The organism is Pseudomonas sp. NyZ480 (genome assembly GCF_029537255.1).
Classification (GTDB): Bacteria; Pseudomonadota; Gammaproteobacteria; order Pseudomonadales; family Pseudomonadaceae; genus Aquipseudomonas; species Aquipseudomonas taiwanensis.
Genome location: NZ_CP120626.1, coordinates 2,659,169 through 2,681,578, shown reverse-complemented (window position 1 = coordinate 2,681,578; position 22,410 = coordinate 2,659,169). Strand labels below are relative to the sequence as shown.

Genomic DNA, 22,410 nt, shown 5'->3' with positions numbered 1-22,410 from the left:
GAGGCACTTCCTTTCCCACTGAAGAAGGGCTGCATCATGACAAGCTCATGGCGTGTACTCCTCGCACTTTCGCTGTTCGCCGCCAGCGTTCATTTCTGGCCCGTGCAACCTACCCGCCAGGCTCAAGCCCAAACCACCACGCCATGGGGCGCCGACTACTTTCCCAATACCCTATTGGTGACCCAGGACGGCCAGGCCGTTCGCTTCTTCGACGACCTGATCAAGGACAAGGTGGTCGCCATCAATTTCATCTTCACCGGCTGCTCGGACTCCTGCCCCGTGGAAACCGCCAGGTTGCGCCAAGTACAGAAAATCCTTGGCGACCGGGTGGGTAAGGACATCTTCCTGTACTCCATCAGCATCGACCCTTACAACGACACCCCCGAGACGCTCAAGCGCTATGCCGAGAAGTTCGGTATCGGCCCCGGCTGGACCCTGCTAACCGGGCAACCCGAGGACATCGAAAGACTGCGCCGCAGCCTTGGCCTGTATATAGAAGGGCTGGAAAACGGTCGCTCCAAAGACCACAACCTGAGCCTGATCATTGGCAACCAGGCCACCGGCCGCTGGATGAAAGCCTCGCCCTTCGAAAGCCCCTACATCCTGGCCGATCGTCTGGGCAACAGCCTGCACAACTGGAAGCAGGCCAGCAGCATGCACAACGATTACGCCAATGCCCCGGCGGTTCGTCCGCCCAGCAGTGGTGAGCAGATATTCCGCACACGCTGCTCCTCCTGCCATTCGGTGGGCAATGCCGAACCCGGCGGCTTGCCCGGTATCGGGCCTGACCTGCTCGGCGTGACCCGCCAACGCGACCCGCGCTGGCTGGCCCGCTGGCTGAAAGAGCCCGACCGGATGCTCGCCGAAAAGGATCCTTTGGCCCTGCTCCTGTACGAGCAATACAACCGCCTGGCGATGCCCAACATGCGTCTTGGCGAGGCCGAGGTAGACGCGGTGCTGGCTTACCTGGAAGAAGAGACCGCGCGCGTTCAGTCGCCCCTCGCGGACAAGGGAAAGCCCTAGAGGCCAATAGCCACTAGTCATGAGCTTGTCATCTGACTGTCGTATTTTTCCGAGCTTCACCCAGGGTCGGGACTACCAGCAGTGATACGCCGTTCTCTCTCGTCAGCAGGCCTGTTGCGCCTGCTGATCCTGATGCTCTGTGCCGCTACACTGGCGTTCCTCTGGGGGCTGCATGTCAGCCAGAAAGCAGCCTCGCGCCAGGATGCGCTGTCAGCCAAGGCCGCCGAGCACCTGAACCTGGCCAGCATCGTCAGCGAAAGCCTGCGCCAGTTGGTTGACCGTGCCCAAGCGGTCGGCAGGGTTACCCAGGACGACATCAAAGCGCTGCGTCAAGGGAGCTTCAGCCTGGCGCGAATCCTCGCCGAAGACCCGGTGTTCAAACGCATGAGCCTTTACGACCGGCGCGGTCAGCTGTTGTCCTCCAGCCAGCCCGACGAGCCCCCTCAGTTGCCCGAGGACTGGCTGCAACAGCTCAAGGTCCATGTCGCCCAGTACGGATTCAAACCGTTTTTGCCGCGCATAACCCCAGGCAGCGACCCCAACGGCATGCCCAACTGGCGCTTGCCCTTCCTGCTACCGCTGACCGACCTGCCCGGGCGCGAGATCGACAGCATCCTGGTGATTCACCTGGATATCGGCTACCTGGCGGTATTGTTCCAGCACATCGATTTGGGCAGCACCGGCCTGCTGCGCTTGCTCCAGGACGACGGACAAGAACGGTTGCGCATCGACACCAGCGGGTTGGTGATGGCCAGCGATACACTGATGCCAGGCTTGCCGAAGACTGCCCAAGAGTCTGGCCAGTTGACTCAGTATGCCTTCGGCCACCCCTACCAGAGCCTGTACCGACGCGTCGCCGAGCGGGGTTTCAGCGTAGTGGTCACCCAGCGCGAGGATGAAATTCTCACGCCCTCGGCACAGGCCTATACGCGCCAGTTCTGGCTGAATATGAGTATGACCCTGATGATCCTCGCCGGCCTTGCCTGGAGCTTGCGCCTGCTGCGCAAGCGCCAAGAGGCATTCACCGCTCTGGAGCATGCCCAGCAGGTCAACCAGCAACTGATCGGCCGCCTTGAAGAGGAACACCGCCGCAGCAGCCATGCAGCGGCCACCGACCACCTCAGCGGCCTGCACAACCGCCGCCAGTTCGTCGAAGTGGCGAGCCAGGCCCTGACTCGCCAGCGCGGCAAGCGACGGCTGATGGCGATCCTGTTCATCGACATGGACCGCTTCAAGTCGATCAACGATTCGCTCGGGCACAAGATCGGCGACCTCTTGTTGCAGGCCGTGGCTGGGCGTATCCAGCGCCTGCTGGAGCCCGGGGATGAAGCCTCGCGATTCGGCGGCGACGAGTTCGTGGTGTTACTGGCCGGTGAACGCAGTGAAGAGCAGATCGACGCCTGGGTGCGCAGCCTGGTGCAGAAACTGTCGGCCACGTATGCCCTGGACGGCCAGGAGGTCAACACCAGCCCCAGTGTCGGGGTCAGCATCTGCCCGCGCGATGGCCAGGACATCGACAGCCTGATCCGCAGCGCCGACGCGGCGATGTATTCGGCCAAGCAGGCCGGACGCGCCCAGTACCGATTCTTCGACCCTTCGCTGAACCTCTCGGATATCCAGGCCTTCACCCTGGAGCAGGCGTTCGGCACAGCATTGGCCGGGCGCCAGTTCGTGCTGCACTACCAACCTCAAATTCGTCTCGATACACACCAGGTGCAGGGGTACGAAGCACTGGTACGTTGGGAGCACCCGGAATTCGGCCTGCTCTACCCGGACCGGTTCATCGGCGTGGCGGAGCGCAGCGGGTTCATCGTCGAACTGGGTTGGGAAGTGATTCGCCTGGCCTGCGAAGCATTGGCGCAATGGATGGTCCAGGGTCGCGATACGCGGCTTGCGGTGAACGTATCGGCGCTGCAATTGCGCCAGCCCGATTTCAGCTCACGCCTGCTGTCCAAGCTGCAGCGCTACGGCATTGCCCCGCAGCGGCTGGAACTGGAAATCACGGAAACCACCGTGCTTGATTCCGAAGGCACGGCAGTCGACCACCTGCACCGACTGCGCCGGGCGGGCCTGGGCATCAGCCTGGATGATTTCGGACGGGGTTATGCGGGCTTCGCCCACCTGCAGTCACTGCCCTTGAGCAAGCTCAAGATCGACCGCTCGTTGATCGCTCCATTGTCCAACAGCCACGATGACAGCCCGATCGTTTCCTCCACCATCATCCTCGCCAAGCGCCTGGGGCTCGAGGTGGTGGCCGAGGGCGTCGAGACCCGCGAACAGGTGGTGTGCCTTAAGCTTGCTGGCTGCGACATCGCCCAGGGCTACCACTTCAGTCGACCGTTGTCGCCGACGCAGTTGCGCGTATACCCGCCGTTCAATGGCCGGGAGGAAAAGACGCTGCAGTACCTGTAAGCAAGCTTGGGCTGGCCTCATCGCTGGCAAGCCAGCACCTACAAGTACCGCGCACGAGCGCCCTTGTGCCGCGAAAGGGCCACCTACGCTGCACGAATTCGACCACCTCATTCCGTGAACGTGAAACGACGGATGCCCCCGACTTCCGGTCGGATTGCATAAAGGTCACCGGCATCGGGGTAATGCCGCAGCTCGGCCGGGGTCATGCCGAACCGTGCGGTGGTGATGTACAGGGTGTCCAGGTCTTCCCCGCCGAAGCAGCAACTGGTCGGACGCGGCACCGGCATGCTGACCTGATCGGTCAGGTAACCGTCGCGGTCATAGTGCAGCAGGCAGCTGCCATTGAACTGGCACACCCACAAGCCGCCTTCACGGTCCAGCGCGATGCCATCCGGACGCCCCAGCTCGGCAGGCGTTTCGGCGAACAACGTGTACTGACCAAGGCGGCCCTCGCGCATGTACTCGGCACGGTAAATGGCCCGGGCAGCCGAGTCCACGAAATACACCGTGCGGCCATCTTCCGACCAGGCCAGGCCGTTGGGCAGCGCCAAGCCATCGAGCAGGATCTGCGCGCTGAGCTTTTGGTCGAAACGGTACAGCACGCCGGTCTTGCCGCTCGGGCCTTCATCCATCAATCCGGTGACGAAACGCCCCTGCGGGTCGCAGGCACCATCGTTGAAACGGTAGCTTGGACGATGATGCACGGGGCTGGAATACCGCCGCACCTTGCGCTCGGCCACATCCAGGATGGCCACGCTGGCATCCTCGGTGAAGATCAGGTTGTCCTGGTCGGTCAACGACAGCGCGCCGATGCGTGCCGCCGATTCGTAGAGCCGTTCCACTTCGCCGTCACGGGTCAGCCGGTTGATGCAGCCGTCGGAAATGTCGACATAGTACAAGGCACCGCTTTGCGCATCCCAGACCGGGCTTTCGCCGAGGTCTGCACGGGTATTGGCGACCTTGACCGGCAGGTAGTGGCACTCCTTGATGCGACTCCAGCGCTCGGCCACTTCCGCCAGGCTGGCAGCCTCGACCCGCGCTAGGTCCCTGGGGTAGCTGACACCGCTGTTCTCGCTGAATCGCGTTGCGGTGAACTGGCCGTTGCTGGCCCTAAGGATGTAGCCGGTATCGCGGCACAGATCACTGGCCAGGTAGAGCACGCCTGGGGTAACCCATTCGGGCTTGAGTTCTTCCGGTGGCTGCGTTACGCCCCACATGCGGGTCTTGGCCACCGGAGACACCGTGTTGACCAGAATACCGTGCTCCAGGCCTTCCATGCTCAAGGCGTTCATGATGCCAATCTGGGCCATCTTGCCCGCCGAGTACGCCACCAGGCCCGGCTGGGCATAGCGTTGGTACATGGCGCGGTCCGAGGTGGTCAGCACCACCCGCGGTGCGTGGGAGCGCTTGAGGTACTTCCAGGCATGCTTGGCCAGCCAGACGGGCGCATGCACGCTGATGCCCAGCGCACGTTGCAGAAACGCTTCTTCCTGAACTTCTATACCCTGGTAGTCAACCCAGCCAGCATTGTGGATGAGGATGTCCAGCCCGCCGAAATGCTCGATGGCCAGTTCCACCAATTGCTGACATTCAGATTCGCTTTCCAGGTGCCCGACATGGGCGACGGCCTGGTGTCCTGCCGCTTGCAGGGCTTCGAGCGCCCGCTTGACGGCTGTCAGGTCTTGTCCGCAACCTGAACGGTCGGTGCCAAGGTCGCTGATCACCACCCGTGCGCCGCACTCGGCCAGGGCCTTGGCATAGGCCAGGCCCAACCCCTGGGCTGCGCCGGTGATGATGGCGACTTTATTCTTGAATGGGTCTGTGAACGGCATAATCGCGCCCTTTCGATGCTCCTTTTTACGATAACAATAAAAAAATCAATGACTTAATATTAAAAGCATGCAACTTTGATATCTGCGAGATATCACGCCGAGCTATGATTGCCGCCTCGCAGGGTTGGGGGTGCAGCCCCGCTGGCACCAGTTCGGCTCGATGAAGGAACGGAGAATGATCGAGACACGTTTGCTCAGGCAGTTCATTGCCGTGGCTGAGGAGTTGCACTTTCACAAAGCAGCCATCCGCCTGCACATGGCGCAACCACCCCTGAGCCAGGCGATCAACAGACTTGAGGAAAAACTGGGCTTCAGCCTGTTCCTGCGCAACAAGCGCGGGGTCAAGCTCACCGCAGCGGGCATGGCCTTCCTGGAAACGGCCTACCGCACGCTCAAGGAACTGGAACAAGGCATCGAGTACGCCCGTAATGTCTCCGAAGGCATCTGCGGCAAGCTGACCATCACCGCCATTTCCATCGCCTACTACGAGTCCTTGCTCAGTACGCTGCGACGATTCCGCGAAACGTACCCCAACGTGCGCCTGACCATTCGCGAGATGCCTTCGGCCTCCCAGGCCAAGGCACTGATGGCTGGCGAAGCCGACATCGGCTTCATGCGCAAGCTCCCCATGCCGCCCGACACCATCGAGTCACGCCTGCTGCTGAACGAGCAGATCGTGATGGCCTTGCCGGCCAGTCACCCACGGGTGACGCAGCCGGTGGTCGACCTGCGCGACTTCGCCGAAGACGACTTCGTGTTCACCCCACAGGCCCTGGGCAGCGGCTATCACAGTCAGTTGATCGCCCTGTGCGAATCGGCGGGTTTCTATCCGAAAATCGTCCAGGAAGCTGCGCAGATCCATACCCTGATCGGCCTGGTAGCCTGTGGTTTCGGTGTAGCCCTGGTACCCGAATCCATTGCCTATTCGACCTTGCGCGACCGCGTGCACTTCCGGCCGATCCGCCCGATCAAGGACCAGCCCGTTCCGACCATGGGCCTGTACATGAACTGGAACATCCAGAACGCCTCCCCCGCCCTGGGCAGTTTTATTTCCATGCTCGATGTCGGCGCGCCACGGCGCTTCAGCGACACCATCCAGAACCCGATCATCCTGGATGGCATCGACCAGCGCGAACTACACCGTTAACCCGTACTCACGCAACCAGGTGTCCAGTGCCAACGCCGTTTCCAGGTTGTTGCGTCGCAGCTGCGAGTTGAAATAGCCCTGGGGCTGCTGCAGCTCGCAAGCCAGGCGACGGTGGTCGATGATCTGGAAAACCGGGCTGGCGACGTCGCTCAGCAGTTGCCGTGAGCGCTCCCGCAGGAAGCGCTCGTAGGCCAGGTTCGCCGAGGTCGGGTACGGGCTCTTGCGTCGGGCCAGCACCGATGGCGGCAACAGATCGGCACCGGCCTGCTTGAGCAGCCACTTCTCTTCACCGCCATGGCCCTTGATCGACCAGGGTACGTTGTACACGTATTCCACCAGGGCATGGTCGGTGAACGGCACACGCACTTCCAGGCTTGCCGCCATGCTCAGGCGGTCCTTGCGGTCGAGCAGAGTCGGCAGCCAGTGGTGCAGGTGCAGGTGGCAGATCTCGCGCATGCGCCGCTCGTGCGGCGTATCCGCTGTCAGGTGCTCGACCGCCTCCAGCGCCTGGCGGTATACGTTGTCCTGATGTTCAGCGAAGTTGCACAAGCGGTCGAACTCCGGATTGATCAGCTCCGCTTGCAGCAACTGCATGCGTGACAGCCACGGCAAGCGCGGCGCGGCAATGGCCTGGGGGTCTCGGAACCAGGCGTAACCACCGAATACTTCGTCCGCGGCTTCACCGGAAATGGCCACTGTGGAGTGCTCACGAATCGCCTTGAACAGCAGGTACAGCGAGGTGTCGACGTCGCCGAACGTGGCGGCCGAATCGTTGGCGCGGTACACCGCCAGACGTGCTTGCTCGGCGACCAGTTGGCGGTTGTCGATCAGGATGGTCTGGTGCCGGCTGCCGATGTGCTCAGCGGCAGCCAACGCGTAGGGCTGGTCGCGCTCGGGACGAAACGCATCGGCCTGGAACTGTTCGGCCTGGCCGACGAAATCCACCGAGAACGAATTGACCTTGCCGCCCTGCTCTGCCCAAAGGCGCTGCTGAGCCAGGGCGGTGAGCAGCGTGGAATCCAGCCCACCGGACAGCAGGGAGCACACCGGGACGTCCGCGTGCAATTGTTCGCCCAAGGCGTTTGCCAGCAGCTCGCGGGTGCGTTCGACGGTGGTCGACACGTCGTCCTGGTGCTCGCGTCGCTGCAATTGCCAATAGCGGCAGACCTTCATCTGCCCGTTGGGCCGCCAGGACAACCGGTGCCCCGGCGGCAGTTCGACGATACCGCGCAAGGCCGTGCGGGGCGTGCCACGGGCCAGGCTTAGGGCGTCCACCAGGCCGACCACATCCAGCGCGCGTTCGAATGCCGGGTGGGCAAGGATCGCCTTGCTCTCGGAGCCGAACAGCAGGCCTTGCTGGTGGTGCGCGTAGTACAGCGGCTTGACACCCAGCCGGTCACGTACCAGCAGGCAGTGGCCGTCGCGCTCGTCGAACAGGGCGAAAGCGAACATCCCGCTGAAGTACTCGCAGCAGCGCTCGCCCCACTCCAGGTACGCGTGTAGCACCACTTCGGTGTCGCTGCGTGTGACGAAGACATGACCCGCCCTGCGCAGACGGTCCCGCAGCGCGTCATGGTTATAGACCTCGCCGGTGTATACCAACGCCACCTCCTGGCCGTTGGCGAAGCGGTAGGTCATCGGTTGCACACCGCCGCTCAGGTCGATGATCGCCAGCCGACGATGGCCCAGCAGCGCATGGCGGTGTTGCCAGTGGCCACTGGCGTCCGGCCCCCGCAACGCCAGGGTTTCGGTCATGGCGCCAAGGACGCAGGTTTGATGTGTCAGGTCGCGGGTGTAGTCCACCCAGCCTGTGATTCCACACATAGGCGAACTCCTTACACCACGGGACGACGGGTAGGTAGTGCGCCCACCAGCGCTTGCAGGCGCTTGGCGATATCCACCAACTGCCGCTCGCTATCGCGCCGGCCCATGATCTGCACGGCCAGCGGCGCCTTGCCGTCGGCGCTGACGCAGATCGGCACAGTGATCGCGGGAAGCCCACTGAAGCTGGCCAGCGGGGTGAAACCGATTTTCTGTGCGTAACCCTCATCGGCCGGCGATGGAATGGTCGAGTCGCCCGGCTGAGGGTTACGGCGGTCGAAGGGCCGGTTCGGATCCATGGGAAAGATCACGAAGTCCACCTTGGCGTTGTCGAACCAGGGGCCAATACCAGCGCGCACCTGGTCCATGTGCTGGTGAATCCGCTGGTAGTCGCTGTCACTGACCCCAGCCCCGACCGCCAGGGCACTGTTGGTCGACCAGTGCAGTTCGCAATCGAATTGGCGTGCCCAGGCCGCCGAGGCCAACCAGGCGTCACGCGCGCACAACTGCCAGGCATCACCCCGTCGGGCCCACAGTTCAGGCATGGACACCTCGCAAGGTGGCATGCCCAGGTCGGCCAATGCGCTGCACGCCTTGGCCAGCATCTCGAGCATCGCCGTGCTGGTCAGCGCCGGGTCCAGGGCGTGCTCCAGCACACCGATGCGGTAGCGGGGCTTGACGGGCAGTTGCTCGCCCAGCAGAGGCTCCAGGCCCAGCAACGGGAACAGCAGGTCCAGGTCATCGGCGCTGCGGGTGACCCATCCCAGGGCATCCATGCGCGGCGACAACGGGAACACCCCGCCAAGGCTTTCGGCCTTCTGCGTCATGCGTAAGCCGATCATGCCGCAATGGGACGCGGGCCAGCGCACCGAACCAAGCACATCGGTGCCCAGCGAGATGTCGCACAATCGAGCAGCGACCGAGACCGCGGAACCGGTGCTCGATCCGGACGGATCGATCGTCGGGAAATGCGGATTGCGACAACCCGCGCCGAAGCCGATGTTGAGCTCGGTGGTGGCGACCTTGCTGGTCAGTGCGATGCGGGGGTCGAGGGACACCAGGGCCTGAGCGGTGCGCTTGGGGTAGTGCCGGTAGCTGCGCAGGCCAAGGCGGGTCGGCAGCCCGGCGACGTCCACGGTGTCCTTCACACCCAGGCGGAACCACGGGGCAATGACCGCTCGCGTGCTGGTCAGGCAGCGGTAATCGCTGTCGGCATGTGTACACCACTGTTCATATTGCGCAGCCCAATCGGCGGCCAGCGCCGGGTTGCGCTCCAGCAGTTCGAGCCGCTTGCGCAGGCTCAGCGCCAGGTACTCCGGCTGCTCGCGGCCGATAGCGGCATCGGCGCCGCAGTGATTGAAGTAATGGGCGATGGTGTCTTGGGTATTAGCGTGGGTCATGCTTGCATTCCTTGACAGAAGATGAGGCGGCCCATACCTGGGGCTTGCCGGTGGCGGACAGGGGGAGATCGACGACACGACGTACGGCGGCCGGTCGCGGGTGGCCGGGGGCCAGGTGATCGAAGGCGTTCAGCACCGCCTGCTCGGTGAGCGTGCCGGAGCTGTACAGCACCTCGAAGGTTTCGGCGCGCAGTGCATCGCGCCGCGGTACGCAGGCCAAGGCCGGGCACTCCAGGCGCTGGCTGAGGTCGCTGGCCAGGCTGGCCAGGTCCAGACGCAGACCGTTGACCTTGATCAGGCTGCTGGCGCGACCGACCCACAGCAGCCGCCGGGCATCCAGTGGCTGGACCAGGTCATCGCAAAGATGTCGGGCGGCGGCTGCATCGGCGCCGTGCGCTCGCGCGATGCGCGAGCTGCCGACCTCCAATGGGCCGACCTCGCCTATCTGGCTGAACAATGTGACATCGTCCAACAGCGTCCACGGTTGCGCTGGCGTGCTAGTACCCTGCAACTCGCGGTAGGCCATGGCACCGGTTTCGGTAGAGCCCAACAACTCGACGAAGCCGACCTGCGGCCCCGCAAAGCGATGCACCGTGGCCAGCGCGCCTGGAGGCAGTACAGAAGCGCTGTGCACCACCAGCACCTGGCGTCGGTCGGCCAGTTGCTTGAGCAACATCGGCAACACCCGCCAAGTGCTGGCAATGGCGAGGATCACGCACGCGCCTTCACCCTCGAGCGTCGGCAACTGCTGGCGCTCGAGCGAGCAGACTTGCAAGCGTGCGTTCATCACCTGGGCGCCAACCTGGCCGAGGATCATGCCGTAGCTGTGGCGGATCGGCGCGAAGGAGATGATCTCGCCAACGGCTGGCGACCACTTGCCGTAGATCAGCGCCGCTTCACTGACCATCTGCGCCTGGCTACGTAGCCACTGACGGGGGGCGGCGGTTGTGCCGGAGGTCGTGAACAGGTGGTCGGCGCTCATTGGACGGCCTGCAAGGTCAACTGGTCTTCGAGTTTCTGGCCGATGAACTGGTCCATCTTTTCTAGGGTTTCGAACCAGAAGCGAATATCGTCGCTGAGGTAATCCACTTCGAAGCCAAAGGTAGCCTCGATGACGGTAACGACCTCGACCGCCATCAGGCTGTCGAAACGCTCGCCGAGAAACTCGCGGAAGCTATCGCGCATACCGATCAGTTCGACTTCCGGGCCGAGCAATTGCGCAAGGGCCTGGCGAATGCGGTGTTCATGGGTGTGGTGTGTCACGAGACTGTGCTTCCTTGTCGGTGGTCGGCATTGATCAGTTCCGGGCCAGCGCTGTAGTACACCTGCGCGGGCTCGATCAGGTTGATGTGGATGTAGATGAAGGCGCTCGGGTACACACTGCGCAGACAGCTGTGCAGCCCCTGAGCCAACCGCTGTTGTTGCTGCAGGTCGCGCTCGACCGACAGCGTGATACGCAGGTGAAACTGCAAAGGCGCCCCGTGCTGATCGGCACTGGGCAACGGCATGCCCGCACTGAAGGCATGGCCCGGGGGCAACGTTTCGAACAACACCAGGCAATGCGCCGGGTCAGCCCCGAGCTGCTTGAGCTGCCGGGTACACGCCAGGGCCACACGCTTGCGTTCCACAGGTTGCAGCGCAGCGCTCGATACGGTGATGGTTGGCATCGCCGCACCTCACGACAAATACAGGTTGGGCAGGCGCTGGCGCTTGCCCTCGGCAAAGGCTTCCAGCAGCCGCCCCAGGCAGGTCGACAGCGCGTCATGCCCAGGCAGGTACAGCGGCGACCAGGCATAGCCCTGCTCGCTGCGTATCTTGCCGAGGAAAAAGCGCAGGTGCGCAAGGTCGCACGTAATGTCCAGATCGCTCATCAGCGCCATAGCCTGGTAAGTGCTGAGCAAGTCCGGAATGCGCCGGCCCTGGTTGGCGAAGCCGCCCTGGGGTACCTTGTGTGCCTCCAGCAATGGCATGACCGCTTGCCTGACATCCTGGCCAATGAACGCCAGGCAACCGAGCGCCTGCAGCGAAGCGCGCAAGGTGGCCTGCCCGCGCGGGTAGGTTGCGTGGCCGCCGGACTGCCGGCAGCTGGCCACGAACGCCTCCAACTGCGCCAGATCGACGCCTGCGTCGTCGTTCAGCTGCCGCAGCACCGCCACCGCCGATGCGGTGGAGACCATGTCCGAGCCTCGCCCCTCCCAGAAACCGAAGCCGCCGTCAGGGTTCTGCAGCGTGGCCAGCCATTGGCCGATGGCCCCGCGCGATGCCGGCAAGTCAGCGAACGCGCCAGCCGCCAGGGCCCAGTTGCTGCAACGCACTTCGGCACCCCGTCCGGGCATGTACATCACCCCCGGCTCGTTGGGCATCTGGCAGCCTTCGATCCAGCGCAGCGCCTCCGCTTGCCGTGCAGGCGGCAAGGCGCCGCCGAGTATGGCCGCCGCGGTGGTCAGCACATCCGCGGCATCGTCCTGACGGCGGTAGGTGTAGCCGCCTTCAGGCACGGCCAGGCTGGCAATGAACCTGGCCACGTCGTCTGCAAGGTGTCCCAAGGGTTCATTCAGGGCCTTGAGCGTGCCCACGGCGCAGAACGCCGCCCAGACATCCTCGCCGTCGTAACCAGACCAGCGCACGAAAGCACCCGTCGGGCCTACCAGGGACGCGATCCAGGCAATGCATTCGCTGCGACCCAAGGGCTCGGCCTGCAATACCGCAAGGCTGGCTGTGGCACGGTAGGTCGCCCACAGGCACGGCACGTCGGCGGCCTCGCTGAAGCGAAACCCGCCGCTATCCGTCTGCTGGGCTTGCAGCCAGCCAATCAACTTGTCGATGTTCCAATCAGGTGCTGGCAACCCTTGGCTTGCCAGGGCGCGTGCCGCCATCACCCCGTAAAAGCAGGCCCGCGTATCGGCGTGGTTGCGTTGGGCGAAATCGGCGGACCAGCTCAAACCACCATTGGCGCACTGCAAACCGCCCAGCCAGGTGTACAGCGCCTGCACCTCGGCCACCTTGCCTGCACAGACCTCGATCAAGGTGCGCAAGGCGTAATGCGTGGCCCAAACGTCTGCGGTCTGTCCTGGGCACATGGCGTAGGCCTCGCCGTCGAACAGGCTGTGAAGCCAGTGGGCGGTTTCCTCGGATCGGTCAACGGCGATGCCCAGGTCCTGGAGTGTCTGGGTGCAATAGAAAGTGGCCCATGCATCGGACGGCATGCCTTTGCTCCAGGCAAAGCCGCCATCGCGGTTGCGCCGGGACTGGATGTAGCGCTGCAGGGCGAGGCTGTCCACGGCGTCCAACCGCTCGACCCAGGCGAGGCTGCGAATGGCTGCGTAGGTGCACCACAGGTCCGGCTGACCGTTGGCCAGCCCATGCCCTTCGGGGAACCGTGGCCCGATCATGGCTGGCCTCCGACGAAGCGCAGGTTGGTCTTCTTCCAACTCTTTTGCGATGCGCCGCTCTTGTTCACGGCCGACAGGTTGTTGACGAACAACACCCGGCTCCAACGCAACCCCATGCGCTGCTGCGAGCGCACCAGCAACTGAGCCTGCAGGTGTTGTTCCGCGCCGCTGTCCCAGTCCACGTCACGTTCCAGGATCAGCGCGGCGCTATCGGCCTGGCGGTCGATTTCGATGACATAGCCGGTGGCGTTGCAAGTGCCGTACACCACCTCTTCGACCGCGCGGATATCCAGGTCGGCACCAGCCACCACCACGGTGTCGCTGTCCCGGCCGTTGACCAGCACGCTCGGGCTGGCCTGGCCCGGTATCCATGGCGCGGTGATGGTGACGCTGTCGCCGGTGTCCAGACGCAACAGTGGGCGGGCGAACAGGTTGAGCGGCGTGACCACCAAGCGCCCGGTCAGGCCTTCGGCCGGCGTCACCAGTTGCCCGTCGGGCAGCAGCAGTTCGAAATAGTTGGTCGCCGTCGCCAGGCGCATCTGCTGATCTTCGCCCACCACTGCCAGCGTCCCAGTTTCGGTACTGCCATAACTGGCGTCGAACACATCGCAGCGCCATTCACGGGCCAGGCGTTCGCGCAATGGCCTGGTATTGACCTCACCCAGCAGCATGACCGTGCGCACCGACTCAGCGAAACCCTCCAGCAGCCCGCGCTGCTTCAGAAAGCGTGTCAGTTGCACCAGCACGCCCGGAGCAATGAACATCACCGTCGGGCGATAGCTGGCGAATGTCTTGCACACCCGCTCCCAGTCGGTGATCCCGGTGGTGAAGGGGTAAAGCCGTACATGGGAAACGTCCAGGTACTCACAGACATGGGCAATCAGGTCGCCTACCGGGACGATATCCGACGGCATCAGGCTGGCGACCCGCGTGCCGGGCTGCAGCACCGCGCGCCAGTGCCCGGCGACGCTGACGGCGTTCCAGATGATGTCCTGTTTCAGCCGTGGGGTGGGTGTCGGCTCACCGGTGGTGCCGGTGGTGGCGTAGTACTTGGCGGCCTCGCTGAGTGCCACCGTGCAGAATTGAAGCGGTTGGCTTTTGAGCAAGGCTTTTGGGGTCGGCGGCAGTTGCTGGAACGCCGAGAATTGGTAGTGGCCGATGTTCGCGTACTGGGCACTCTGGCGCGCCCTGGTCCATGCGGCTTGCAATTTACGCTCATAAAAACCGGCGTCGGGAATGCGCCCGATGTGCACCTGAAGTTCGCGTTCTGCGTCCTTCAGTACGCCGTAATCCTTGTCGCTGTGAACTAGCATCGACTCGCCCTCTGGAAAAAACAGGGGCGAGAATTGGCGAGCGCGGAGGGTAAGTAAAATACTTAATTCAACAGTGCGGTGAGCGCTGAAAAGTATCAAAGCGGGTCAAATAGTGGGCTTTTGCGTACCAAACGGTGCCTTTTGCTGATGGACAAAGACCGTTTGGCCCCCGATTTCCGGAGGGATATCAGTCAGAGATGATTTAAGTATTTCTGGGGTCGTTGTGAGAGCGGCCTCGCGCGCAGCGCCAGGCCGTTCCAACAGAAAAACAGCGCAGTGGCTCGGATCAGGGGTGTTGCTTATGCCGAGGGGGCAACCGCTTGACGGGCGATACGCCACAGCCGGGCGATATCACGTGCTCTGGCATGCAGTAGCGCCGGGGCGTTGGCACAGGCATGCTCCAGGCTCATCGGCCCGTTGGCCAGGGCGAATGCAGCGTCGATACCGTGGACATACAGCTGCTGATAGCCTTCACCCAAGGTCCCAGCCAGCACCACCACCGGCACACCGTGGCGTTTGGCGACCCGAGCGACGCCCATCGGCGTCTTGCCGCGCAGCGTCTGGGCGTCGAAACGCCCTTCGCCTGTAATGACCAGGTCAGCGCCCTGCACCAAAGCGTCCAGACCCGCCAGGTCGGCTACCACCTCCACGCCAGGGCAAAACCGCGCCCCCATGAAGGCCTTGGCCGCAAAGCCCATACCGCCAGCGGCGCCGCAGCCTGGAAGATCACGCACATCCTCACCCAGCAACCGCGAACAGTGGTCGGCAAAATGGCCCAGCGCCAGATCCAGCGCCTGCACCTGCTCCGGGCTTGCGCCTTTCTGCGGGCCGAAGATCGCCGAAGCCCCATTGGGCCCACACAGGGGGTTGTCGACGTCGGCGGCCACTTCGACCTGTACGTCCAGCAGGCGCGGGTCGAGACCACTGGCATCGATACGCGCCAGCCTGGAAAGGGCCAAGCCGCCCTCCTCCAGCGCCTGGCCGTCGGCGTCCAGCAAACGCAAGCCCAGTGCCCTCAACATGCCGCTGCCACCATCGTTGGTAGCGCTGCCACCAATCGCCAGGACAATCCGCTGGGCACCGGCTGCCAGGGCAGCGGCAACCAGCTCGCCGGTACCCCAAGTGCTAGTGCGGCAGGCATCGCGCTGGCCGGGCGGGACCAGTTGCAAGCCACTGGCCTGGGCCATCTCGATAATCGCCGTGCGGCTGTCGGCCAACCACCCCCAACCGGCTTCCACAGGTTCCCCCAGGGGGCCGCGCACGCGCTGGCGACGAAGCTCGCCATGGCTGGCCGCCAGGATCGCCTCCATGGTGCCCTCGCCACCGTCCGCCATCGGGCACTGAACCAGCGCGGCATGCGGCCATACCTCGGCCAGGCCACCGGCGATGGCACGGGCGACGCCAGCCGCGTCGAGGCTGTCCTTGAACGAGTCGGGGGCGATGACGATCTTCATGGGGATTCTCCTGTCCAGATGACCGGCATGCTGACAGGTGGCCGCCTGGCTGGCCTCGGTCGAATGCACAACACGTTCGCAGGGATGATTGGGCAAATGCCTGCCCCTGGAGGCCAGGTCAATCCGCGGGCAGCAATTGCAACCCCAGGTACAGGCTTAGCATGCCTTCCAGTCGCAAGGGATCGACCTCACTCAGCTCTGCAATGCGCTCCAGCCGGTAGCGCAGACTGTTACGGTGGATACCCAGTGCGTCGGCGCAGGCCTGGCTCTGCCCATCATGCGCACACCATGCCCGCAACGTGGCGAGCAGTTGACCACTGACATCCTTGGCCCGTATGCGCTGCAAAGGTTCCAGCAGCTCATCCAGCGCATCGTCGTTGCGATGTCGCCAAAGCAGAGCCGGAAGCCGGTAGCGCGCCAGGCTAAGCAGTGGCTCATTGGGCAAGACTTCGCGTCCATAGGCCAGCAGGTCCCGCACGCGGCGGTAGCCCCGGCGCAACTGGTCGAGGCTGTGCGCCACGGTACCCAGCGCCATCCGCTCGACCTCCCAGCCATGGCGCTGCAAACGCTCCAGCAGCCTGGATTCGTCCACAACCACGCCAGCGGGGCGGCACCACAGCAAGGACTGGCGCGCGGGGCTTACGCACCAGCTGTCCGGGTAGCGGCTCATCAGCCAGGCCGAGAGTGCCTCCGAAGGCGGGCCTGACTTGAGTTCGAACAGGTAGGGTATGCGCGGCAACTGTGGCTTGAGCCCCAACTGCTGCGCTTCGTCCAGAAGCCGTGGCGAGTCACCGGTGCCGCCCAGCAGCAGCGCCAGCAAGTCATCGCAGCGCTGGCGCCGCCATTGCTGCTCCACCTGCTGGTGCCGCTGGGCCAGCAGCATTTCGGCGGTCATCCGCACCAGTTCGCCATAGGTGCGCAACTGCCGTGGGTCACCCGTAAGCCCCAATACGCCGATCAGCCGCCCATCGAGCATCAGTGGCAGGTTCACCCCGGGCTGCACACCCTTCAGGCATTTGGCCGCATCCACGTCCAACTCCACGATCCGCCCGTTGGCCAATACCAGCTGGGCCCCTTCGTGACGGGTATTGATGCGCTCAGACTCGCCACTGCCCAGGATCAACCCCTGACTGTCCATGACGTTGACGTTGCAGGGCAAAATCGCCATCGCCCGGTCGACGATATCCTGAGCCAAGTCGTGGTCCAGTTCGAACATTCCAGCTCCTCAGCAGGTTAGGCGTGGCTTGGCCGAGGGCCTAGATGACTTTGTCCACGTACGCTTGCGCGAACCAGTCTGGGAGCTCCTCGACGTTGAACCGCAGATCGGTGCCATGGGTGATCTCGGCCAGCAAGATCGACTGCTCACTGGAGTTATCGAAAATGAACGCCCGGTTAGAAGCGGCAACCGCGGAAGGCAGAAGTTCTAGCGAGCGTACGTAGCGTTGCCGGATCTTGTCTTCGGGGACAGGGTGCCCGCCATCGCTGACTCGGTTGGCTACACGACTGATGTTGATGTCAACTGAATCCGTTGCGACGAAATAAAGGTAGGTGCGATATCCGCTGGCTCGCGCCAACTCGATAAAGCGGACCTTGTCCGCACTCGACATGACGGTTTCAAAAGTGAAGCTTTCCTTGAGTTCCAACAGCTTGTTCCGGATGAAATCGGAAATCACCGAGGAGTAGTAAGAGTTCATCTCCACTTTACTGAAGTCGACCTTCTGGCCGTGCAATTCAATGTCCTGCACTGTCCCCGCCAATCCAGCCTTGCGCATCAACGGGTGTGGCCCCAAGAACCCGTGGAGCTCTTCGGAGGTCGGAGTGATGTTGAACTGAGCCAGGTCGAGCAAGCCGCTGGCTTTTACTTCCTTCTCGATATCGTCCGCATTCACATAGGTCGAAATCAAGTTAGGGGGTACTTGGTCCTTTATGGTTGATTTGCCCGAACCGTTTGGGCCAGCGAAAACGCGTAGTCTAGGCACTGGCTTCCAACCGACGCACCTTGACCACTTCGCCAACAGTCACTTTCCTGCGCGGCTTGGTCTTGTTCACGACGCGGACAACGCCTTCAGCACTCGCTGCGACAATGTTGGAACCTTCAACCCGCAACACCGTGTGGCCTGCAGCCAAGGCACGAACATATGCAGCATATGTCGCGCAAGCAGCCGTTTGAGGGATGCTGACCTCGAGATTGTCAATTGCCTTCTCTGAAAGATCGTGCTTTAAGGCTTTTGCCGCCATGGTTGCCTCCGTTGTTCACTTCCGGGCAAAACTGGATTTCTTACATTCTAGCCTTGATTGCCCCCAAGCTGAAATGATCACTGGCCGATCCTCTCGCCCTGGCCGCTTGTTCGACGGCACAGCAGCCCGCCCAGGACACTGTGCAAAAGCACAAAGACAGCCGCCTCGCACTCCCCGAGACTCCTCAGGGCGAGCGCCGGAACAGGCGACGCGGCGACAACCATAACAACAGAGATCACAATCATGGCACACAGCCCCGCCCTTGACCAAGGCACGGACACCACCCGCAATGCGCTGTACCGGCGCATCACGCTGCGGCTGATTCCGTTCATTTTCATCTGCTACCTGTTCAACTACCTGGACCGCGTCAACGTCGGCTTCGCCAAGCTGCAGATGCTCGATGCACTTCAGTTCAGCGAAACCGTCTATGGCCTTGGCGCCGGGATATTCTTCATCGGCTACGTCCTTTGCGGACTGCCCAGCAACCTGGCGCTCAACCGCTTCGGTCCGCGACGCTGGATCGCAGCGATGATGATCGCCTGGGGTAGCCTCTCGACCTGCCTGCTGTTCGTCACCACGCCCACCGAGTTCTACACCTTGCGCCTGCTAACCGGTGCCGCGGAGGCCGGCTTCTTCCCTGGCGTAGTGCTGTATCTCTCGCGCTGGTTCCCGGCTGATCGTCGTGGCCGCATCATGGCGCTGTTCATGTCGGCGATTCCGGTCTCCGGCCTGCTGGGCGGGCCATTCTCCGGTTGGATCCTCGAACACTTCGCCGCCGGCCAACATGGCCTGGCCGGTTGGCAGTGGATGTTCCTGATCCAGGGCCTGCCGACCGTCATACTGGGCGTGCTCGCCATCGGCCTGCTCAGTGACGGCTACCAGAAAGCCGCCTGGCTGAGCCCAGCCGAACGCCAGCTGATCGAAGCCGACCTCAAGGCCGACGCCGCCAGCAAGCCTGCCACGACGGGTGACAGCGTAGTCAGTGTGCTCACCAACCCGTTGATCTGGACCTTCGGCTTCGTCTACTTCTGCATCCAAAGCGGGGTTTACGCGATCAACTTCTGGCTACCGTCGATCATCAAGAACATGGGCTTCGACAACCCGCTGCTGATTGGTTGGCTCAGCGCCATCCCCTACTTGCTCGCGGGTGTGTTCATGATCCTTTGCGGGCGCTCGGCGGACCTGCGCAACGAGCGCCGCTGGCACCTTGTGGTACCGATGCTGATGGGCGCCACCGGCCTGCTGATCGCGGTGAACTTCGCAGGCAACCCGACCATTGCCATCCTCGGACTTTCGATCGCCACCATGGGTGCCCTCACCGGCCTGCCAATGTTCTGGCCGATGCCGACCGCGCTGCTGAGCGCGAGCGCCGCCGTCGCGGGCTTGGCGATCATCAACTCGGTGGGCCAGATGGCCGGCTTCCTCAGCCCCTACCTGGTGGGCTTCATCAAGGACCAGACCGGCTCGACCGACGCGGCGCTGTACTCGCTGGCGGCGTTGATCGTGCTGGGTAGCCTGGTTGCCCTGCGCGTTTCGCGCGCTGGCGTGCTGCGCGCTTGCCAAACCAATTGATGCCCGTTCGCCAGCAAGTGGGCTCCTGTCCGTAGGAGCCGGCTTGCCGGCGAAACATCCAGCAATCCTCGACCCGATCGTCAGCTCGCTGCATCACCCCAAAGGCAAAGGCGTCAAATGGTTGCAATGGCCATTTGGAGAAGCCTCATGTCCCAGCACAACGTCGCCCGCGTCGAACAACTCGATCCCCGTCGCCCCCTGCGCGTGCAGGCCGGCAGCGAAGAGCTCGTCCTGGTCCTCCAGGGCGACCAGGTACACGCCTACCAAGCCAACTGTCCCCATGCCGGTGCGCCTCTCGACGAGGGCATGGTCTGTGGCGGCCTGCTGGTGTGCCCCTGGCACAAAGCTGCATTCGCCGTCGATGAAGGCGCGGTTTGCGAGCCCCCGGCGCTGACCGATCTGCGCCGTTACCGGGCGTGGGTGAAGGACGGAGCGGTATGGGTCGACGACCAACCTCTGGCGCAGGTCGAGCCACCCCGTCACAGCGATGCCCGTTGTTTCGCGGTGATCGGTGCCGGCGCCGCTGGCTCGGCAGCGGTCGCCACGCTGCTGGCCCACGGCTTTGGTGGCCGTCTGGTCTGGCTCGACCAGGAGCACCAAAGCGCCTACGACCGTACCGCACTGAGCAAATTCGTCATCGCCGGGCAAATGCCCGCAGATGAAGTGCCAGCATTGCTAGAGCCAGAGGCACTTCGCAAAGGCCACCTGGAGCGGCTGTTCGGCAAGGTGCGCGTACTGGACACGCAGAAGCGCCGGATTACCCTTGCTGACGGCAGGCACATCGACTACGACGCAGCCCTGCTTGCCACTGGCGGCAAGCCGCACCGCCCCGCCATCGACGGTGTCGAGCTGCCTGGCGTGTTCACCCTGCGCTCGCGCGAGGACGCAGCCCGCCTGCTCGATGCCGCCGAACCAGGGCATCCCGTGGTGATCGTCGGTGATGGCTTCATTGGCCTTGAAGCTGCCTCGGCACTGCGCAAATACGGTGCCCAGGTGCATGTGGTGACCCGTCATGAAGTGCCGCTGGCCAAGCCGCTCGGGGAGCGCATCGGCCGCAGCATCCGCGCGCTGCACGAGCGCAAGGGCGTGATTTTCCACGGCCCTACCGAGGTCGAACGCCTGGCCGGAAAGGGCCAGGTCGACACTGTGGTGCTGGCCAATGGCGAAACCTTGGCCGCTTCCGTGGTTCTGCTGGGCACCGGTGTCAGCCCGGCCACTGGCTGCGTCCAAGGCTTGGTGATGGCCCAAGACAAATCGTTGAACGTCGATGCACACATGCAGGCAGCCGATGGACTGTGGGCCGCCGGTGACATCGCCACCTTCCCCCTCTCGGGACGTCCGGTACGCATCGAGCACTGGCGACTGGCCCAGCAACAAGGCGTGATCGCTGCGGCCAACATGCTCGGCCAACAGCGGCGCTACGATGACGTGCCGTTCTTCTGGACCTACCAGCATGGGCGCACCTATGAAGTGCTCGGGCATGCACGAGACTTCAACCGCATGGAATTCGTCGGCGAGCCGGAAAAAGGCGACTTCATTGCCTTGCAATGCGTCGACGACCAGGTCGAGGCGGTGATTGCCCAGGGGTATTCGGATGCGATGGCGCAGTTGTCGCAACGGATGAAGCGGCCCCTGAGCCTGACTCAGGCGCTTGAACTGATTGGCTGAACCTGTGTAAAACGAACGGACACCCCCACTGCAAAGGACTTCCCAGCATGATCTATCGCTCCCTCGGCCACAGCGGTCTGCAGGTTTCAGCCCTGACGCTGGGCAGCATGATGTTCGGCGAGCAGACCAGCACCGAGGACTCGTTGCGGATCATCGACAAGGCCTGGGACCAAGGTATCAACTTCATCGACACGGCCGACGTCTACAACGCGGGCCGCGCCGAGGAAATCGTCGGTGAAGCGATCGCCCGTCATCGGCAGGACTGGATCGTGGCATCCAAGGTGGGCTTTGGGCCTGCCGACGGCTTGCCCAACCGCAGCGGTCTGTCGCGCAAGCACATCTTCAATGCCATCGACGCCACACTCACGCGCATGGACCTCGATTACCTCGACGTCTACTACTTGCACCGTGAAGACCACAAGGTTCCGCTGGAAGAGTCCGTGCGCGCCATTGGCGACCTGCTGCAGCAAGGCAAGATCCGCTACTGGGGCGTATCCAACTTCCGTGGCTGGAGAATCGCCGAAATCTGCAACCTGGCCGAGCGCCTGGGGGTAGCCAAGCCAGTGGTAAGCCAGCCGCTGTACAACATCGTCAACCGCCAGGCCGAGCCCGAGCAGATGACGGCCGCGGCCTACCACGGCCTTGGCGTGGTGCCATTCAGCCCATTGGCCCGAGGCGTGCTCAGTGGCAAGTATGCCCCAGGCGCAGCGCCGCAGGCCGGTAGCCGTGCGGCGCGCCAGGACCGGCGGATCATGGAGGTTGAATGGCGCCAGGAGTCGTTGACCATTGCCCGCCAGATCCAGGCTTACGTCGAGGCCAAAGGCGTAGGGATCGTCGAATTCGCCATTGCCTGGGTGCTGAACAACGAGCTGGTGAGCTCGGCAATCGTGGGTCCGCGCACCGAGGCGCAATGGGACACGTATGCCGGGGCACTGGAGGTCAAGATCACGGCAGAGGATGAAGCGTTCATCGATTCGTTGGTCACGCCAGGTCACGCCTCGACGCCTGGATTCAATGACGTGGCGCATTTTGTCAGCGGCAGGCGGGCACGTCGCTGAGTGTTTTTCCGACCTCTTCGCGGGCAAACCCACGCCCATACCGTGCTGCGCCTGCGGGAGCGGGTTGACCCGCGAGCGGA

General features: G+C 63.4%; 18 protein-coding genes and 1 pseudogene. 6 read left to right on the top strand and 13 right to left on the bottom strand.

Translation table 11 applies throughout. The features are described from left to right. Window positions 1–36: 36 nt before the first annotated feature. Both P3R38_RS12230 and P3R38_RS12225 read left to right on the top strand, forming a co-directional pair. Window positions 37–1,023 (top strand): SCO family protein, encoded by a 987-nt coding sequence (locus P3R38_RS12230; RefSeq protein ID WP_027906971.1) that lies wholly within the window; start codon window positions 37–39, stop codon window positions 1,021–1,023. Between the two features lie 81 nt (window positions 1,024–1,104). Then, on the top strand, window positions 1,105–3,435 hold the full coding sequence (locus P3R38_RS12225) for an EAL domain-containing protein (protein ID WP_104881784.1): 2,331 nt from the start codon (window positions 1,105–1,107) through the stop codon (window positions 3,433–3,435). A gap of 107 nt (window positions 3,436–3,542) precedes the next feature. Here P3R38_RS12225 and P3R38_RS12220 read toward each other — a convergent pair whose 3' ends face one another. Together P3R38_RS12220 and P3R38_RS12215 are read right to left on the bottom strand one after the other, a co-directional pair. Further along, complete coding sequence (locus tag P3R38_RS12220) at window positions 3,543–4,595, bottom strand: SMP-30/gluconolactonase/LRE family protein (RefSeq protein ID WP_277687211.1); 1,053 nt, start codon at window positions 4,593–4,595, stop codon at window positions 3,543–3,545. A gap of 87 nt (window positions 4,596–4,682) precedes the next feature. Further along, window positions 4,683–5,267 (bottom strand): annotated as a pseudogene (locus P3R38_RS12215) (SDR family oxidoreductase); the annotation flags it as partial. A 175-nt stretch (window positions 5,268–5,442) separates the two neighbouring features. Between P3R38_RS12215 and P3R38_RS12210 the strand changes: the two are divergent. After that, window positions 5,443–6,414: a LysR family transcriptional regulator gene (locus P3R38_RS12210; RefSeq protein ID WP_023380532.1), complete on the top strand. Its 972-nt coding sequence runs from the start codon at window positions 5,443–5,445 to the stop codon at window positions 6,412–6,414. Here the strand turns inward: P3R38_RS12210 and asnB are convergent. The 11 genes from asnB to P3R38_RS12155 form a co-directional block, all read right to left on the bottom strand. Then, window positions 6,403–8,238 (bottom strand): asparagine synthase (glutamine-hydrolyzing), encoded by a 1,836-nt coding sequence (gene asnB / locus P3R38_RS12205; RefSeq protein ID WP_027906973.1) that lies wholly within the window; start codon window positions 8,236–8,238, stop codon window positions 6,403–6,405. The two genes, P3R38_RS12210 and asnB, sit on opposite strands and share 12 nt — an antisense overlap. A gap of 11 nt (window positions 8,239–8,249) precedes the next feature. Continuing rightward, window positions 8,250–9,635 (bottom strand): amidase, encoded by a 1,386-nt coding sequence (locus P3R38_RS12200; RefSeq protein ID WP_027906974.1) that lies wholly within the window; start codon window positions 9,633–9,635, stop codon window positions 8,250–8,252. Beyond that, on the bottom strand, window positions 9,622–10,617 hold the full coding sequence (locus P3R38_RS12195; protein WP_277687181.1) for an acyl-CoA synthetase: 996 nt from the start codon (window positions 10,615–10,617) through the stop codon (window positions 9,622–9,624). The genes P3R38_RS12200 and P3R38_RS12195 overlap by 14 nt, the downstream gene beginning before the upstream one ends. Further along, window positions 10,614–10,898: an acyl carrier protein gene (locus tag P3R38_RS12190; protein WP_023380525.1), complete on the bottom strand. Its 285-nt coding sequence runs from the start codon at window positions 10,896–10,898 to the stop codon at window positions 10,614–10,616. The genes P3R38_RS12195 and P3R38_RS12190 overlap by 4 nt, the downstream gene beginning before the upstream one ends. Continuing rightward, complete coding sequence (locus tag P3R38_RS12185) at window positions 10,895–11,302, bottom strand: hypothetical protein (RefSeq protein ID WP_023380523.1); 408 nt, start codon at window positions 11,300–11,302, stop codon at window positions 10,895–10,897. The genes P3R38_RS12190 and P3R38_RS12185 overlap by 4 nt, the downstream gene beginning before the upstream one ends. A gap of 9 nt (window positions 11,303–11,311) precedes the next feature. Further along, window positions 11,312–13,027, bottom strand: coding sequence for a prenyltransferase/squalene oxidase repeat-containing protein (locus P3R38_RS12180; protein WP_104881786.1), 1,716 nt, complete (start codon window positions 13,025–13,027; stop codon window positions 11,312–11,314). Beyond that, entirely contained in the window at window positions 13,024–14,340 is a 1,317-nt protein-coding gene (locus P3R38_RS12175; RefSeq protein ID WP_023380520.1) for an AMP-binding protein, read from the bottom strand. The genes P3R38_RS12180 and P3R38_RS12175 overlap by 4 nt, the downstream gene beginning before the upstream one ends. 299 nt (window positions 14,341–14,639) lie before the next feature. Next, complete coding sequence (locus tag P3R38_RS12170; RefSeq protein WP_027906976.1) at window positions 14,640–15,794, bottom strand: glycerate kinase; 1,155 nt, start codon at window positions 15,792–15,794, stop codon at window positions 14,640–14,642. Window positions 15,795–15,912: 118 nt separating this feature from the next. Continuing rightward, window positions 15,913–17,010: a sugar diacid recognition domain-containing protein gene (locus P3R38_RS12165; RefSeq protein WP_023380517.1), complete on the bottom strand. Its 1,098-nt coding sequence runs from the start codon at window positions 17,008–17,010 to the stop codon at window positions 15,913–15,915. Between the two features lie 40 nt (window positions 17,011–17,050). Continuing rightward, the gene (locus tag P3R38_RS12160) at window positions 17,051–17,698 is read right to left on the bottom strand and encodes a zeta toxin family protein (RefSeq protein WP_023380515.1); all 648 of its coding nucleotides are present in this window, start codon (window positions 17,696–17,698) and stop codon (window positions 17,051–17,053) included. A 67-nt stretch (window positions 17,699–17,765) separates the two neighbouring features. Beyond that, window positions 17,766–18,032, bottom strand: coding sequence for a hypothetical protein (locus P3R38_RS12155; protein WP_023380514.1), 267 nt, complete (start codon window positions 18,030–18,032; stop codon window positions 17,766–17,768). Between the two features lie 243 nt (window positions 18,033–18,275). Between P3R38_RS12155 and P3R38_RS12150 the strand changes: the two genes are divergently transcribed. From P3R38_RS12150 to P3R38_RS12140, 3 genes are all read left to right on the top strand, one after another. Further along, entirely contained in the window at window positions 18,276–19,604 is a 1,329-nt protein-coding gene (locus tag P3R38_RS12150; RefSeq protein ID WP_023380513.1) for an MFS transporter, read from the top strand. 147 nt (window positions 19,605–19,751) lie between these two features. After that, window positions 19,752–21,272, top strand: coding sequence for an FAD-dependent oxidoreductase (locus P3R38_RS12145; RefSeq protein WP_023380512.1), 1,521 nt, complete (start codon window positions 19,752–19,754; stop codon window positions 21,270–21,272). Between the two features lie 47 nt (window positions 21,273–21,319). Beyond that, window positions 21,320–22,330 carry an aldo/keto reductase gene (locus P3R38_RS12140; protein WP_023380511.1) on the top strand — a complete coding sequence of 337 codons (1,011 nt, stop codon included), beginning with the start codon at window positions 21,320–21,322 and terminating at the stop codon, window positions 22,328–22,330. Window positions 22,331–22,410: the final 80 nt, after the last annotated feature.

Coding starts and splice junctions, on each gene's coding strand:
- P3R38_RS12170 (WP_027906976.1), bottom strand. CDS start 15,794: ATGAAGATCGTCATCGCCCCCGACTCGTTCAAGGACAGCCTCGACGCG.
- P3R38_RS12150 (WP_023380513.1), top strand. CDS start 18,276: ATGGCACACAGCCCCGCCCTTGACCAAGGCACGGACACCACCCGCAAT.
- P3R38_RS12210 (WP_023380532.1), top strand. CDS start 5,443: ATGATCGAGACACGTTTGCTCAGGCAGTTCATTGCCGTGGCTGAGGAG.
- P3R38_RS12230 (WP_027906971.1), top strand. CDS start 37: ATGACAAGCTCATGGCGTGTACTCCTCGCACTTTCGCTGTTCGCCGCC.
- P3R38_RS12175 (WP_023380520.1), bottom strand. CDS start 14,340: ATGCTAGTTCACAGCGACAAGGATTACGGCGTACTGAAGGACGCAGAA.
- P3R38_RS12140 (WP_023380511.1), top strand. CDS start 21,320: ATGATCTATCGCTCCCTCGGCCACAGCGGTCTGCAGGTTTCAGCCCTG.
- P3R38_RS12165 (WP_023380517.1), bottom strand. CDS start 17,010: ATGTTCGAACTGGACCACGACTTGGCTCAGGATATCGTCGACCGGGCG.
- P3R38_RS12185 (WP_023380523.1), bottom strand. CDS start 11,302: ATGCCAACCATCACCGTATCGAGCGCTGCGCTGCAACCTGTGGAACGC.
- asnB (WP_027906973.1), bottom strand. CDS start 8,238: ATGTGTGGAATCACAGGCTGGGTGGACTACACCCGCGACCTGACACAT.
- P3R38_RS12145 (WP_023380512.1), top strand. CDS start 19,752: ATGTCCCAGCACAACGTCGCCCGCGTCGAACAACTCGATCCCCGTCGC.
- P3R38_RS12155 (WP_023380514.1), bottom strand. CDS start 18,032: ATGGCGGCAAAAGCCTTAAAGCACGATCTTTCAGAGAAGGCAATTGAC.
- P3R38_RS12200 (WP_027906974.1), bottom strand. CDS start 9,635: ATGACCCACGCTAATACCCAAGACACCATCGCCCATTACTTCAATCAC.
- P3R38_RS12180 (WP_104881786.1), bottom strand. CDS start 13,027: ATGATCGGGCCACGGTTCCCCGAAGGGCATGGGCTGGCCAACGGTCAG.
- P3R38_RS12195 (WP_277687181.1), bottom strand. CDS start 10,617: ATGAGCGCCGACCACCTGTTCACGACCTCCGGCACAACCGCCGCCCCC.